The organism is Gracilibacillus xinjiangensis, assembly GCF_042651765.1.
Taxonomy (GTDB): domain Bacteria; phylum Bacillota; class Bacilli; order Bacillales; family Amphibacillaceae; genus Gracilibacillus; species Gracilibacillus xinjiangensis.
This window is the reverse complement of record NZ_JBHSDT010000008.1, coordinates 446551-461227: the sequence shown is the minus strand read 5'-3', so window position 1 is coordinate 461227 and position 14677 is coordinate 446551. Positions and strand designations below refer to the sequence as shown.

The 14677-nt window shown below is 36.3% G+C and carries 15 protein-coding genes and 1 pseudogene; 3 read left to right on the top strand and 13 right to left on the bottom strand.

Translation table 11 applies throughout. The features are described from left to right. Positions 1-883: 883 nt before the first annotated feature. The 5 genes from ACFOY7_RS13510 to ACFOY7_RS13490 all read right to left on the bottom strand — a co-directional run bounded on the left by ACFOY7_RS13510 (position 884) and on the right by ACFOY7_RS13490 (position 4676). Entirely contained in the window at positions 884-1351 is a 468-nt protein-coding gene (locus ACFOY7_RS13510; RefSeq protein ID WP_390254099.1) for an alpha/beta fold hydrolase, read from the bottom strand. An 18-nt stretch (positions 1352-1369) separates the two neighbouring features. Then, positions 1370-1510 carry a hypothetical protein gene (locus ACFOY7_RS13505; protein ID WP_390252624.1) on the bottom strand — a complete coding sequence of 47 codons (141 nt, stop codon included), beginning with the start codon at positions 1508-1510 and terminating at the stop codon, positions 1370-1372. Between the two features lie 245 nt (positions 1511-1755). Then, positions 1756-2592: an ABC transporter ATP-binding protein gene (locus ACFOY7_RS13500; protein ID WP_390252623.1), complete on the bottom strand. Its 837-nt coding sequence runs from the start codon at positions 2590-2592 to the stop codon at positions 1756-1758. A 36-nt stretch (positions 2593-2628) separates the two neighbouring features. Continuing rightward, positions 2629-3681 carry a FecCD family ABC transporter permease gene (locus ACFOY7_RS13495; protein WP_390252622.1) on the bottom strand — a complete coding sequence of 351 codons (1053 nt, stop codon included), beginning with the start codon at positions 3679-3681 and terminating at the stop codon, positions 2629-2631. Further along, positions 3678-4676 carry a FecCD family ABC transporter permease gene (locus ACFOY7_RS13490; RefSeq protein WP_390252621.1) on the bottom strand — a complete coding sequence of 333 codons (999 nt, stop codon included), beginning with the start codon at positions 4674-4676 and terminating at the stop codon, positions 3678-3680. The genes ACFOY7_RS13495 and ACFOY7_RS13490 overlap by 4 nt, the downstream gene beginning before the upstream one ends. Positions 4677-4895: 219 nt before the next feature. Here ACFOY7_RS13490 and ACFOY7_RS13485 point away from each other — a divergent pair, with 219 nt between their 5' ends. Continuing rightward, entirely contained in the window at positions 4896-5846 is a 951-nt protein-coding gene (locus ACFOY7_RS13485) for an ABC transporter substrate-binding protein (protein ID WP_390252620.1), read from the top strand. On the opposite strand, the gene ACFOY7_RS13480 is transcribed toward ACFOY7_RS13485, so the two are convergent. From ACFOY7_RS13480 to ACFOY7_RS13465, 4 genes are all read right to left on the bottom strand, one after another. Then, entirely contained in the window at positions 5835-6032 is a 198-nt protein-coding gene (locus ACFOY7_RS13480; RefSeq protein WP_390252619.1) for a hypothetical protein, read from the bottom strand. The genes ACFOY7_RS13485 and ACFOY7_RS13480 overlap by 12 nt on opposite strands. A 232-nt stretch (positions 6033-6264) precedes the next feature. Continuing rightward, a complete protein-coding gene (locus tag ACFOY7_RS13475) occupies positions 6265-6495 on the bottom strand; it encodes a hypothetical protein (RefSeq protein WP_390252618.1) in 231 nt (76 codons plus the stop codon). Then, complete coding sequence (locus ACFOY7_RS13470) at positions 6492-6680, bottom strand: hypothetical protein (protein WP_390252617.1); 189 nt, start codon at positions 6678-6680, stop codon at positions 6492-6494. The genes ACFOY7_RS13475 and ACFOY7_RS13470 overlap by 4 nt, the downstream gene beginning before the upstream one ends. Positions 6681-7124: 444 nt before the next feature. After that, positions 7125-8222 carry an oxidoreductase gene (locus ACFOY7_RS13465; protein WP_390252616.1) on the bottom strand — a complete coding sequence of 366 codons (1098 nt, stop codon included), beginning with the start codon at positions 8220-8222 and terminating at the stop codon, positions 7125-7127. 68 nt (positions 8223-8290) lie between these two features. On the opposite strand from ACFOY7_RS13465, the pseudogene ACFOY7_RS13460 reads away from it, so the two are divergent. Then, positions 8291-9183 (top strand): annotated as a pseudogene (locus ACFOY7_RS13460) (LysR family transcriptional regulator). Between the two features lie 145 nt (positions 9184-9328). On the opposite strand, the gene ACFOY7_RS13455 reads toward ACFOY7_RS13460, so the two are convergent. Continuing rightward, positions 9329-10165 (bottom strand): HAD-IIB family hydrolase, encoded by an 837-nt coding sequence (locus ACFOY7_RS13455; protein WP_390252615.1) that lies wholly within the window; start codon positions 10163-10165, stop codon positions 9329-9331. A gap of 82 nt (positions 10166-10247) precedes the next feature. Between ACFOY7_RS13455 and ACFOY7_RS13450 the strand changes: the two genes are divergently transcribed. Further along, on the top strand, positions 10248-11234 hold the full coding sequence (locus ACFOY7_RS13450; protein ID WP_390252614.1) for a LacI family DNA-binding transcriptional regulator: 987 nt from the start codon (positions 10248-10250) through the stop codon (positions 11232-11234). 509 nt (positions 11235-11743) lie between these two features. On the opposite strand, the gene ACFOY7_RS13445 is transcribed toward ACFOY7_RS13450, so the two are convergent. The 3 genes from ACFOY7_RS13445 to ACFOY7_RS13435 all read right to left on the bottom strand — a co-directional run bounded on the left by ACFOY7_RS13445 (position 11744) and on the right by ACFOY7_RS13435 (position 14597). After that, entirely contained in the window at positions 11744-12454 is a 711-nt protein-coding gene (locus tag ACFOY7_RS13445; RefSeq protein WP_390252613.1) for a DUF2306 domain-containing protein, read from the bottom strand. Positions 12455-12776: 322 nt separating this feature from the next. Then, positions 12777-13763, bottom strand: a complete 987-nt coding sequence (locus ACFOY7_RS13440) for an NAD(P)-dependent alcohol dehydrogenase (protein WP_390252612.1) — start codon at positions 13761-13763, stop codon at positions 12777-12779. 144 nt (positions 13764-13907) lie between these two features. Next, complete coding sequence (locus tag ACFOY7_RS13435; protein WP_390252611.1) at positions 13908-14597, bottom strand: hypothetical protein; 690 nt, start codon at positions 14595-14597, stop codon at positions 13908-13910. Positions 14598-14677 lie beyond the last annotated feature (80 nt).

Genomic DNA, 14677 nt, shown 5'->3' with positions numbered 1-14677 from the left:
TTCCGTGCTTATGTTTACAATTCCGCCAGACAGTATATTGAGAATAACGAAATGTACTCCAGCTTCATTATATCCGGCTAAAAATTGGAATGAAAACCCATACGAATAACCAAGTTTAATTGTATGGAAATGGGTTGGATGTATAACAGAAATGACATTGCAATGAGAATAATGAATCCAACAGAAAGCTAATTTATTGGGGAATTATTTATTGTTATCAGATGCCATGAATTCTAAGGATGCAGATAAAAAAATAGAAGGATTTATTCTCAAACACTTAAGCCTATAAACTGTAAGCAAAGCTGTTTTAGTTCTGCGATAATTTTAGGTAAGGGGGATAAAGGGAGAAGTTTATTTTATTGTTCGTTCTGAAATTTGGTTAGAACGTTGTCAAACTCAAATTTGTTATTTCCTCTGTTCTCAAATTAATAGTAGATGATAATAATCACTTCTTCTTATCTTTCTTAGATTGGTCTTCTAGCCATTTCCCTCTAGCTACCAATCCCCAAATTCCGGCCACGGTCACTATAACTACAATTACTATCTGTAATATTTTAAGTCCCTCCCCAATTCCATTTATGCCCAATTATTATTTATTTACCACGAAGAGGTTATCGAAAAACCATAAAAACAAAATAAATATTAATTTGCTTTTATTCTTTAGTATTAATTCCTATATCCTAACCCGCTGTACTTTTTGAAATAGTGGGTATAGACATAGAGAAAAGCTCTTTTGAATCTTTTTTGATGAAAAGAGTTTGCCTACAACTGCTCATAAAATTCAGTTTTTCTCAATCACATCGAATTCCTTAAGATTTTTATTTGATATTCTGGTCAGTTAAAGCCCTCAGTAATTGAAGCTGGAAACCTACTAACTTTCTAATTAGCCATTACGTCTGAACTTGCTAATGTGATTTAATTCGCAAGGTTCCAGTGATTTTAAATATAATTTATCCTTTTTTTCTCCTGAAAGTTCTTTGTAAATATTACCTAATGCTTTCCATATTTCTTTTGAAGAAGATGAACCATCCATGTATCTGGTGTACTCCGTTAGATAATTCATCTTGCTTTCTTTTTCCAATAGACTAATAGCATTCTTAATTAAAGATTTAGCTGATAATCCTAAATCAAATGAAGGAGCTTCATAAATTACTTTTTTTACGAAGTTGGGATATTCGTATGCGTACTTCATTGCTAAATACCCTCCAAATGAATGACCTAAAACCACCCATTCTTGTATACCTAGTTCTATTCTTATCGCTTCGCAGTCCGCAATAATATCTTTTAAACCAACATCCTTATTTTTATCTATTGCATCTGAACGAAGCACTCCGCGTTGGTCAATGGCAATGACTCTAAGTTTTCGAGATTAGACCTTTGCTTGATAATAACAAAAATCTATACAACTTGCTCCAGGTCCTCCGTGCAAGTATAACAGTGTCTCTCCATTCCCTTTACCAAGTTCCTCAATGTAAAGTTTATTTTCTCGAATATTTATCAATTTCCCCAATGGACCATCTCCTCTCCAAATTTTTAACTCCGCCTATATATAGGTTATCTGAAGATTTCTTTCCATTACAATTAGTTTAATGATCACATGGATTGTGCTAGTACATCAAATGTGGGCAATCTATAATGTTTATTATAAACAATCCTCGTATATGAATGCATAATTCTAAAAAGCGCTTAATAAATATTTCACCCCAAGAAAGTATAAAATGTAAAATTCCCTCTTAATGGTGGTGATCAACCATCCTAAAGTTTGTTTGTAAGTTCTGTAAGGCTTTGTTGCTTAACATCATTTAAGTGACGACCTTTACTAAAAGGTATACATAAAGGGGACCCGCAAATCGGATCACATGTTACTTGGCACTGTAGTCCAAATACAGAATGTATTAAGTCTGGTGTTATAATAGAATCCGGATCCCCTTGTTTATAAATTTTTTTATTATTAATAGCTACTATATGATCAGCATATCTACAAGCCAAGTTTAAATCATGAAGAACCATGACAATTGTTCTCTGTTCTGTTTGGTTTAAATCATATAACAAATCCAAAATATCTATTTGATGAGTCATATCTAAATAAGTAGTTGGTTCATCAAGTAAAATGATATTTGTGTCTTGGGCAAGGGTCATAGCAATCCATGCCCGTTGCCTTTGACCACCAGATAAGGAATCAACTTTTCGATCAGAGAATTCATCCATTCCTGTAACCCTTAATGCATATGTAACAGCCTCTTCGTCTTTTTCAGACCATTGTTGCAACCAAGATTGATAAGGATATCTCCCTTGTTTAACCAATTGAAGTACAGTAAGCCCTTCAGGTGAAACTGGAGATTGTGGTAGAATGGCTAAGTTTCTGGCAATTTTTTTAGTTGGGGTGTTTGCAATATCATTACCATCAAGTATGATCGATCCATTTTTTGGTTTCATTAAGCGTGCTAAAGAACGAAGTAAAGTAGATTTCCCACAGCCATTACTTCCTATAAAAACAGTTATTTTCCCTTTTGGAATTGTTAAATCTAGTTCTTTAATAATTTCATCTTCTCCATAGCCTAAAGTTAAAGATTCTGCAGATATTGCTTCCATCCTAATTCCCCTTTCTAGATAACTAACAAACTCCTACTACTTATTCCTATTTCTAAATAAAAGAAAGATAAAGTAAGGTGCACCTATCGCAGAAGTAAATACACCTGCTGGCACTTCTAATGGAGCAAATGCAGTTCGGGCAATTATATCAGCAATTAAAACAATTATCCCACCAATTAATGCAGATACTGGCAGGAGCGCACCAAATAATGAACCTACAAGTCTCCTAGCAATGTGCGGTGCCATTAAACCTACAAAACCAATGCCACCTGCGAAAGCAACAGCACCACCTGCAAGTGCTGCACTCAATAGCAACAAAATGAACCGATCTTTTTGTACAAGTCCTCCTGCATTAGTAGCTAATTCTTCTCCTAACTCTTGGATATTTAATCTTCTTGAGTAAACAAATAAAATAACAGTAATAAGTATTATCCATGGGGCTATTGTTATGATTTCATTCCAATTTGTTCCGTTTACACTGCCTGTTATCCATATATTTGCTCTTGATGCTGTATATATCGGACCTAATAACATCATCATTGTGGTAAATGCCTGAACAGCTGCAGAAATACCAACACCTATCAACACTAATCTTATAGGAGCAATTCCACCATCTCTCCAAGCCAGTATATATACCAGAAATACAATTACAACTGCACCGACAAAAGAGGCTAATGGTAACCACTGAATACTAATAGTTAACATATTACTTCTGTCACTGAAAATAGTTAGAAAGGCTACGGTTGTAAATGCTGCTCCCCCAGTGATACCAGTAATATCCGGTGAAGCTAAAGGGTTACGAATAATTCCTTGTAAAATAGCACCTGACATGGCTAAACCTGCTCCAGCTAGAACAGCTAATAGAATACGTGGCATACGGAAAGACATAACGACAAGGTTCTCCATATCAGTACTTGCTCTAAAAATAGCCTTTATAACATTTATAGGAGAAATCCTCATTTGTCCTATACCCAAACTTAGGATGATAAATAAAAGAATTAGTAAAGTTAATGTTATTAAAGTAAAAAAAGATTTTTTATTTATTAAAAATGAGATCTTTCCGATACGAATAGGAATATTTTTATTCATTCGTTTATTCCCCTCCTTGCTATATAAATAAAGAAGGGTACACCTATGAATGCTGTCATCACACCAACAGGGACTTCGGCCGGCATGATTAAATACCTAGCTCCGATATCTGCCATTAATAAAAGAGTTGCTCCTAGTAAACCACTGTAAGGAATAACCCAGCGATAATCTTTGCCAACTATCCACCTTGAGATATGGGGTATTACAATCCCAATGAAACCTATTGGACCAGCAACCGCTACTGAGCTACCAGCTAGAAATACAACAATGATAGCTCCCAATAATTTGACTACTATTGTTTTTTGTCCAAGTCCTTTGGCCACATCTTCCCCCATTGTTAACACATTCATTTGCTTACCTATAATTAAAGCAGATAACCATCCAATTAGAATATAAGGTAGAACAGCAATTAATATATCCATGCTTCTTCCTTGAACTGACCCGGCTAACCAGAATAACACCTGATCTAATGCTCGCTCATTTAATGTTAGCATTCCTTGTGTTAAAGATGAAAAAAGGGCAGCCATTGCAGCACCGGATAGCGTTATTTTTATTGGCGTTAAACCTTCTCGCCCCATCGAACCTAGTATATATACAATGATGGAAGAAGCGAAAGCACCTAGAAAAGCAAGCCAAGTGAAACTATATAGTGAGGTAACACCAAAGAAACTTATGCCCAAAACAACAAAAAAACTAGCACCTGCATTAATCCCAAACAAACTTGGTGAAGCCAGTGGATTATTAGTTAACCCTTGCATAATGGTTCCTGCGATTGCCAAACTAGCTCCTACCGCTGCAGCTATCAAAGCACGCGGGATTCTTGTATCATGAATAATAATATGTTCATTCGATCCATCAAATTGATTAAAAGAATCAATGACCATTTGTGTAGTAACTTTGGTTAGCCCTAATACGACACTAGCCCAAATTAACAGGCAAAGAATCAAAAAGCCAACTATCAATCCTATTAACTTACCTATATTACTTTTTATCATGGTAGGTAACCTTTCTAGTAGTACTTTTTTCATATCTCTCAATTAACTAAACTATTATTAGTCTATGATAATTGAGAATCATTGTCAATAAGTGCGAGAATCATTTTCAATTACATTAATATAATATTCAAAAAATGATTGACACATTAATCGATAACGATTATCATTATCGTTGTTCGTGATAACAATTCTCAATCATACATAAGGGGGAACTACTTCATGGTAAAAAAGTCAATATTTAATATGTTTTTATTAGCTGTTATTCTAGCACTTGGCGCATGTGGAACTACAGATGATCAGGCCACTGTAAAAGAAAATACTACTGATAGCTATACTATAGAGCATTCAATGGGAAGTACAACAATCAAGGGAACACCTGACAAAATTGTTGTTTTAACAAACCACGGTACAGAAGCATTATTATCCTTAGGTATAACACCTGTAGGTGCAGTTCAATCTTGGACTGGTGATCCGTGGTATGAACATATTTCTGAACAAATGGAAGATGTACAGGTTGTTGGTCTAGAAAGTGACATAAATCTTGAAGCAATTGCTGCATTGCAACCTGATTTAATACTAGGTAATAAAATGAGACAAGAAGAATATTATCAAGCGTTAAGTGATATTGCTCCAACTGTTTTCGAAGAAACTCTGCGTGGTGACTGGAAAGTAAACTTTGAACTAATTGCTAAAGCAGTAGGTAAAGAAAAAAAAGGGCAGAAAGTTCTAGACGAATATAATAAACGTATAACAAATTTAACGGAAAATTTAGGAGATAAAATTAACACAGAAATATCTATGGTTCGTTTCATGCCAGATGATGTCCGAATTTACCACAAAGATTCTTTCTCAGGGGTAATCCTACAGGAAATCGGGCTTGCAAGACCTGATGCACAGAATGTTGATGATTTTGCTGCTAAAGGAGTTACTAAAGAGAGAATAAATGAAATGGACGGAGATGTTATTTTTTACTTTACTTATGAAAATGAAAAAGGTGAAGGTCAACAAGTGGAAAACGAATGGATTAATGATCCCCTTTGGAAAAACTTAGAAGCCGTAAAGAAAGGTAATGTGTTTGAGGTTAGTGATACAATTTGGAATACTGCAGGGGGTGTATTAGCAGCAAATATTATGCTAGATGACTTAGAAACTAAGCTGTTAGCAGAATAAGTCGATTTTAGGTGGGGAGCTAATGCTCCTCACTTTGTGTGTTACCACTAAATCGAACGACTTTTTAAATGTAGCTTCTGCAATGGCATTGTCGTACGGTGTTCCTTTTTCGTTCAATACCAACGTTTCTAATGCCTGTTCAATCGATTGGTTTTTAAACTCACTGCCGCTATCGATGTTAAACAATATAAGATGAGACTGTAAGGACCAGATGCAAAGGCACGTTGAACCAAGGCATCACTTTTTTTGAGATCTTGCACTGTGACCAATAATTTCACTATTATATAAATCTAGCTCCAGGCAATTTGCAGGACGCCGCACATTGCTGATACCGAGTTTTTGGACGATTATTCGCTTTTCTTGTTCAGATAAAGCCACCCGTTAGTTCAATATTATGGAGCGAAAATAGATAGATATCCTACATAACCTGTTCAATCTCTACTAGCATATCCATATCCAGTTTAAATGTCTCGCAATTTTCATTCCAATTTACTGTTACTACAACTTCCGTATTTTTAGTAACTTTTGCATTCTTTGGATTCGATTCATTACTTTCTTTGAGAACACCATTATCATTTAATGTGGCACCACTTTCGCCAAAGCTTCCAATACTATCGACACTATAAGTAATCTCTCCAACAGAGTTCACATCACGCCCTTATACTCAAGTACAAAATTCTGAGTTTCATAATTATCATTAGTTTGAGTAACTTCTAAATTCGCTGCCCAATTTTCTGACACTTCAGAAAAAGTAAATGTTTTGGAGTCCCTTAAGCTGCAAGCTGCTAAACATAATAATAAAAATAGCAATAATACCGATATCTTTCGATACATATCCTCCCCCTCCTTATTCCATTCATCTTCCAACTTCACCTTCAACTCTTCAGTTTAATTATATATTTTTACAATCTAATTCATATTTTAACATATATATCCAATAAATAAGATAGAAATTACTAACCATTCAACAATCTGACCTGTTATATGCAGATTGATTCGTTTTTCTTAAATGCTGTTAGATGCTCGATTAGACCGTACAATTCTGTAACTATTAATTCAACTTACCATCACTTGAAATGAAGACATTGTTGAAGACCATCAATATGGATAGATTCCAGGTGTGATTCTCCTCAAGTCTGAAGTCATATTGTTGATTGTATAGAGTAATGAAATATTTACTCCTGTTAAGTAGTAAAAAAAAATAGCCCTAATCGCTTTATCTCAAGGATTACGGCTAACTAACGGGAATAACTTTATGATTGTGCCATTTAATAACTTCTAATAATTCTCTTCATCCCTTATTACAGCAATTGGATCAAACACACGATGATCGAACTTATTTAATGGTTGGCCTTTTGATACTTTGTTTGGCCAGTCATGATTGGCAAGAGCACTAGTCCCTATTGCAACCAAGTCAGTCTCTCCTTTACAGATCATTTGTTCAGCTATTTCAGGGTTGCCTAACTGCCCATTAGCTATTACTGGAAGATTCCCATAACTTTTTGCAAGATATGCTAGGGTATGATTTTGGTCTCCTCCAAACGCTGGTTTATTCGCTCGATATTCTGTTGTGTGTATATAATCTGGATTAGCTGAAGCTAGGTTTTCAAAAATGACTTTCGCTTCTTCGGCTCCACCTTTCCATTTATGGTGAAAGTCATTAACTTTTCCTTGAGAGACACGGATACCGACAACAAAATTGTTGCCTACCTTATTTCGAATAGCTTTTAACACTAAAACACTAAGCCGGACACGATTTTCTGGCGTTCCACCAAACTCGTCTTCACGAAGGTTGGTATAGTCCGTATGGAATTGATCTAATAAATATCCATTGGCTCCATGCACTTCAATACCATCAAATCCGACATTTTTAGCTCTTAATGCAGCATTAGCAAAACTCTCAATAACTGTTTCTATTTCTTTTTCATTTATTTCTTTCGGCAGTGGATATTCGCCACTGCCCCCATGGTCTTTAAGTTTTTCTCCTTTTGGCTTTACAGCAGATGGGGCTATGGAATAGTCTGTATAGTGATTGTATTGAACAAGTGCTCCAGCATGTTGAAGCTGTAATAATATTTTCCCACCTTCTTTGTGAACAGCATCTACCACACGTTTCCAAGCAGCAGCTTGTTCATCCGTAGCTATTCCAGGCTGATTCTTATACGCTTGCCCATGTGTCAAATCTGGATAAGTCCCTTCTGTTATGATTAGAGAAAATCCACCTCTTGCAAAACGGGAATAATATCTGGCCATTCTTTCATTAGCTAATCCGTTATGCTGAGCGCTAGTTCTAGTCATTGGAGATACTGCCGATCTGTTTGATAACTCCAAAGACCCAATCTTAAAATTGGAAAATAAATGAGGATATTTAGACATAATTATTCACTCCTGTTTTTTTATTCCCTTGCAGTAAAAAGTTTACATCTGATTAGGTATTTAGTAAAATGATTAAAAATGATACACCCATCAATAAAAATGATAAGGAGAAGATTATGGAGTTAACTGATTTGAAAGTTTTTCTCACTGTAGCTGATGAGGGTAACTTTTCCAAGGGAGCAGACAAGCTAGGCTATGTGCAATCGAATGTCACCAATCGAATAAAAAAACTGGAAGCAGAACTAGGGGTTGTTTTATTTAATAGACACCCAAAAGGAGTTAGCTTAACTGAAAGAGGTATGGTTTTTTATGATCATGCAGCTTCGATAAGTAAGCGGGCGGAAGAAGCAATCAATGTCGTTCGGGAAACAAATAACTTTGGAGGTACCTTATCTATAGGTGTTGTTGAGACACTTGCCTCTAATAAATTTATGAATATACTTTCTGAATTCCAAAAGCAGCATCCTAATGTATCACTGTCGTTAATAACAGGAACATCACAAAATTATTAGAGATGGTCCAGAAATACAAGCTTGATGCTGCATTTGTAACTGGTCAAACAAAATCTAATTTAATCGAAGTTGAATATACTATTCAAGACATTGTTAGTCTAATTACCAAAAGAGGCGTAAAATCTGAAAAAATCCCCAAGACATGGGCTGTATTTCCAGAGGGATGCCCGTTTAGAAAGGTGTTAGTTGATTGGTTAGACAGTAAAGGGGAAGAACCTGCTAACTTTATTGAAGTTACTACCTTAGACACCCTGTTGAATTGTGTGAAGTCTGAGTTGGCGTCAGCGGTTCTCCCGGTTTCCGTATTATCCGACACACAAGAATATAATTCAATCCATTTGTCAGAAGAATACCGTTATATGGAAACTCATCTTGTTAGACGTAGGGATCTAGCAACAAACAAGGTTCTATCTACTTTTATTCAAAAAATTAATGAGAATAAACTATAATAGACAGGATAACTAAATTGGAAGTTTTTGTTTGTTCATCTTTACTTTCCATTGCAAATGGTAATACTCCTACCACTCCATAAAATTTCCTGTCCGATTTCAGCTGAGGTTTGCTAAATACTCATCGTTTTATCCAAACTAAGCTTTAGAAAAGTTTTTTAAGAACTTCTAGTATCCCGCTAGAATAATGATACATTGTTACTTTATCATATAATCCTTTGGCTTCTTCGGTAGCATTCCCTAATAAATAACCATGTTTCACTGTTTTTAGCATCTCTACATCATTACCACTATCGCCAAAAGCAATTGTGTTAGCAAAAGGAACTTGATAGTATTTAATCATAAACTTTACTATTTCTTTTTTTCCTGTATTGAGAGGAATAAAATCAACATCAAATGCATCTTCAGGGTCTCCTGCTTTTGGATTGCATCGGTTTATATTTATTCCAATACCATTTATTTTAGCTAAATGGCTGATTATCTTTAAATCGTATTGGCTTTGCGTCTTGGACTTTTCAAAATAGTAGTAGTTAAACTTATAACGTTTTTGTCCAAACTGAGTTTGCTCTACAAGTTTTATTTTATATACATTGAACAATTCACTAATAAGTTCATTTACCTTGTCGTTTGAGAAATTAGCTTTCTTTAATCTCTTTTCCCATACTTTATTAATTAGTAATTCTCCATTTTCTCTTACATTATATACTTCCGTGCCTAAGTTACTTGCTATAAAATGCGGACTATAAGAAATATTTGCCCTCTCCATTTTATGAACAATTTGATTTATGTCGCTACCAGTTACCCAACCGATTTTTACAGATCGTTTATGAGCTAGATTATTAAGGTACTCTTCCAATTCATATAATTTATTCAACAATTCATCTGTACAATCATGAGGAAAATAAGTTTCATCAAAATCAAAAAAGATTAGATAGTTTACCTTATGATAAGTTGAAAAAGATTTATTAATCCTATAATTCACTGTAACCACCCCATTAATTTACTTTGTTATAATATAATTGTTGGGATTGGTCCCATGTCAATATTTTTTTAGAGGTGGAATAATGGTAACAATATATGATATTGCTCGACTAAGTGGCGTTTCAAAATCAACAGTTTCACGGGTGATTTCAAATCATCCTTATGTATCGACTGAAACAAAAAGCAAAGTAATAAAAGTTATGCAAGAGTATAATTATGTTCCAAATTCTCTCGCTAAACAATTCCGGCAAAAGAAATCTAAGTGTATAGCTATTCTTATCCCTGACCTGAATCATCCTTATTTTAGTCAATTGGTTAAATACATATCTGCGGATTGTTATAAAAGTGGATATAAAACCGTCGTACATCAAACTTTTTTAAACAAAGAAATAGAGAGAGAGGTATACACTCAACTTCGTGAATATGAATACGATGCTCTTATCCTGACTTCCTCTACATTATCAGAGGAAGAAATTGCTGAAAATACAAGAAATAAGATAATCGTTGCTTGTAATGAAGATTATCGTGGGGACTATTTTGACGTTTTTTGTTTAAATGAAGAAGAGGTAACAATGAAAGCAACATCACATCTCATAAGTAAAGGAATTACAAAATTAGGTTTCTGTTCAGACAATATATCCTCCCCTTTACAAAAAGCAAGATTGAAGGGATTTATTTTAGCTCACGCGAAAAAGGGATTAAAGCACAACAAAAGCTTACTTTTTAATGAAATATCAAGTATAGAAGATGGAATCATGTTAGGTAATAGTCTTTTTAAAGATAACTTAAAGATAGAAGGTATTATCGCTGGAAGTGACTTCGTTGCTGCAGGATTAATAAGATCAGCTGTTAGTAATAACATTCAAATACCTCAACATTGCTCAATAGTTGGTTTTGATAATCATCCCATATCACTAGTTACTAATCCACAAATTTCCACTATCAGTAACCATATTCCGGATATGTCTAATGACTTAGTGAATCACATAGTTAATAAGATTAATGGTGTAAAACAACCTCCTATCAAAAAGGTATATAAAGGAGAATTTATTAATAGAAATTCTAGTTGATGTTGAAGTAGTCTTTACTTAATAGCTTATTAAGAATACTTTGCCTTTTGTGATCGAGAGGAATCAACATACTTCAGGGCCATTATTACGTTTAATAAGCTAAGTGAGAATCTGCTCAGCTTTTTCCTATCCATAAGCACTTTGGTTTAAACAGGATCATCATTATTTAACTTAATTGCAAAGAGTGGATCTTCTAATATCATATTTAACACAACCGGCACTCCCTTCATTTTCATGGAAAGGAACATCAGGTTGTGTTTTTTCCTATTTTTCAAAATCGTTATTTTTATCGCAACTGAAAGAATGGGGTATAAGCTTGGGAACTAAGAATGAAATTAGTCACATCATATGAAATTTCATAAGTATATCTATTAAGCCTTCGTAATCAATATAAAAGTCTGTTAAATCCTTGTTGTTCGACTGAATCATGTTGTAATTAGACCAATAGTAAAACTGCTCTTAAATGATACTGCTCTAGTCTATAAAAAGCACTTGTAATGGATACATCATTATGGTCGCTTGCGGATAGCCCATTCGGCCACGGTGAGGTTGATCACCCAGCCAGCTCCCATTAATAACGCACCACTGAGCTCACTCGGTGGTCCAATGATCAATTCCCCGGCCAATTGGGTAAGAACTTGGGTGCTAGCACCAAGCCCGATCGCATATCCTCTAATCATCCATGCGCGGTGCCGGGTCACGTCCCCTCGCAGGATCGTAGCTAAGCCGAGGAGGATGGACACAATCATCGCAAACCCAAACAGGAGCCGGAATACATAAAGCAGTTCACCGGTGCCATCTGGTTGGGGATAGAACAGAGTCATCCACAGCGCTGAAAGCCCAACCAGCAGTCCGCATGGTATCAGGAGCCTTCCAGCCGCACGATGCCAGCCGGGCTTGCGCTGCCGGAAACCTGTTGCGAACTGGAACGCACCCAGGATGGCATAAACGCTGGAACTTAGAATATGCAACACCACTGGCACTGGTGAAGCAAAGAACCGGGCGTTAGCTGGAGTGATTTCCGCACCGCCCACAAGCTCGGTTATACGGAAGGCCCCTGCGGCGATCGGAACGGCACTCAGCACGAGCAGTGTGGCAATGATCCGCATAGAAGAAGCTGCTTTAGTCTGCGCTTTTGTTTTATGATGCTTTGGTTTCCCTATCTCATTTTGCGGAGGTACCTCGGGGGCTTGATCTTCATCGTAGACATTCGTTTTCATAATTCAGCTCCTTGAATGAATTTACGCAGTTTGGTATGCGTTTTATAGCTTGTTCCTAAGATACCGGATAGAGCCGGATAAGGGTTACAAGGGTGAGATAAATGCAGTGATGATCAGAATCCACAGCTTTTTGATGATAAAAGGGTGCCCAACATGGCTTTTTAACCTAATCATAGAAATCCACTCTTCCACAGTCGTGTCCGTTTTCTTGTGAAAAACATCATCTAATTATCATGTTCAGCTGGAACACCCATTACTTTAAGTACATTGCTTCACAAACTACTAAACTCACAATGTTATTCACCTAGTTGGCGTTCTTTTATTAGGATTGGTTGGTATGTTCAACATTTATGACGACATTACCCTTCTTGTGTCCTTTCTCGACATATCTATGTGCCTCCACTATCTCTTCTAAATCATAGGTTCTGTCAATGGCCACTTTTAACTCCCCTGCCTCAACAAGTTCTTTGAGGAAATATAGGGCTTCGGAATTTTCAGGTGAGTTTTGACCCAAAATTAATTTCCTGCTGCTTGTCAATTTAGTCCATAGCATTCTAACACCAGGTAACGGTACAGGGACATTTATATAGGTTCCTTCCTGCTTTAGTGATTTCATACAAGCTGTAAACGAACTCTTGCCTACTGCTTCGAAGATAACATCATAAGTTTCACCTTTACTAGAAAAATCTTCGGACGTGTAATCAATTACCTTATCGGCTCCTAGAGATTTTACCAATTCTACATTCGCGGTACTGCATACTCCTGTTACTATCGCTCCAAGATACTTGGCAATTTGTACGGCATAGCTCCCTACACTTCCCGAAGCGCCATAGACTAGAACCTTTTGACCACTCTGAATATTAGCTTTTTTAAGATGGAATAAGGCTGTACGCGCACCTATTGGAATAGCTGCAGCTTCCCCAAAAGATAAATTGCTGGGTTTAATAGATACTGGTCCGTCTTCAGGCAGGCACTTATACTCGGCATATGCCCCAAAACCGAGTAGGGAAGCTGCAAAAATTTGGTCACCTTCCTTAAATCGCTTGACATCTTTTCCTACTGATTCTACTACTCCAGCTAACTCCATCCCCAATATATCTTTTTTTGGTTTTCTAAAGCCCAACGCAATTCGGGCAGGCAGCCAAACAGGGAAAGGAACTGCAAGACTCCGAGCACGAATATCTGCCACTGTTACAGTTGTTGCTTTTACTTTAACCAGTATTTCTTTTTCTTTAGGAACAGGTTTTTCTACCTCATTCAGTTGAAGCACTTCGGGGGAACCGTACTTTGTGTATACAATTGCTTTCATTTGACCACCTCTAATTTTTTTTATTCATTCATATGAAACGGATAATACGATACATAGACCAACGCTGCATTCTTTATCCAATGTTCTCAGACTGTCCGGCTATAATTCACCACCTATCCTCGTATTGATTTTCACCTTAACTCATTAATGTGATGATATGGTACGTTTTGGTGCTTTCCTTGGGTCTGACCATACAGTATATCCCAACCAAATGAAAGCTAATCCCATAGGTATCGCCATTAACCGGTCAAACGGGTGAGGAATGATTGCAGCAGCGAGGGTTATCACCGCAGCGAAAGAAAGCAGGGAACCCGCCCAACGTGGTAAGACTCTAGCACGAAAAGTCGCGATACCAAGCAGGAGACCGCCAAGCGTGTAAAACAATCCTGCTATTGGTGCTAATACTGTGAAAATCCCCAGATTAACCTCACTTCTAGTACCACCAAAGATTCCTAACATCCCCTCCACAAATTCAGGAGCATCATTTGTGAGTAATGGTAAAACAAATGCTTCATTGAAACTGAAAATCATTGAAACTAACCAAAACAGACTAAAGATTACATATCCGATTAGACCAAGCCAACCGGTCTTATTCACTTGTTTTGTATAGATCCCTGTCATTCCTATCAAGCTGAAAAGGGACATAGCAATGGTCAAACACGCAACCAAAACCCATTTGCTTGAGTTGACTGAGGTAATATTATCTGATGGGTGAATAAACTGAATGCCAATGTATAGAATCCCTGCCATTATTGCAAACAATCCTAACCATCGTATGAGGTCCGTTCCAGTAACTTTCCATCTATTATCTTCTGTTTGGTGTTTGTTGGTCATCCATAAACCTCCTTAAAATAATCTTTACTTTCTCACTTATCTGGGTTAAGCGATTATCAGTGAATTTCCAATAAATTAGA

What these genes read in the sequence shown, in the direction of transcription:
- ACFOY7_RS13445 (WP_390252613.1), bottom strand. Translation starts at nt 12,454, where the DNA reads ATGAAAACGAATGTCTACGATGAAGATCAAGCCCCCGAGGTACCTCCG.
- ACFOY7_RS13470 (WP_390252617.1), bottom strand. Translation starts at nt 6,680, where the DNA reads ATGTATCGAAAGATATCGGTATTATTGCTATTTTTATTATTATGTTTA.
- ACFOY7_RS13450 (WP_390252614.1), top strand. Translation starts at nt 10,248, where the DNA reads ATGGTAACAATATATGATATTGCTCGACTAAGTGGCGTTTCAAAATCA.
- ACFOY7_RS13485 (WP_390252620.1), top strand. Translation starts at nt 4,896, where the DNA reads ATGGTAAAAAAGTCAATATTTAATATGTTTTTATTAGCTGTTATTCTA.
- ACFOY7_RS13435 (WP_390252611.1), bottom strand. Translation starts at nt 14,597, where the DNA reads ATGACCAACAAACACCAAACAGAAGATAATAGATGGAAAGTTACTGGA.
- ACFOY7_RS13495 (WP_390252622.1), bottom strand. Translation starts at nt 3,681, where the DNA reads ATGAATAAAAATATTCCTATTCGTATCGGAAAGATCTCATTTTTAATA.
- ACFOY7_RS13465 (WP_390252616.1), bottom strand. Translation starts at nt 8,222, where the DNA reads ATGTCTAAATATCCTCATTTATTTTCCAATTTTAAGATTGGGTCTTTG.
- ACFOY7_RS13490 (WP_390252621.1), bottom strand. Translation starts at nt 4,676, where the DNA reads ATGATAAAAAGTAATATAGGTAAGTTAATAGGATTGATAGTTGGCTTT.
- ACFOY7_RS13500 (WP_390252623.1), bottom strand. Translation starts at nt 2,592, where the DNA reads ATGGAAGCAATATCTGCAGAATCTTTAACTTTAGGCTATGGAGAAGAT.
- ACFOY7_RS13440 (WP_390252612.1), bottom strand. Translation starts at nt 13,763, where the DNA reads ATGAAAGCAATTGTATACACAAAGTACGGTTCCCCCGAAGTGCTTCAA.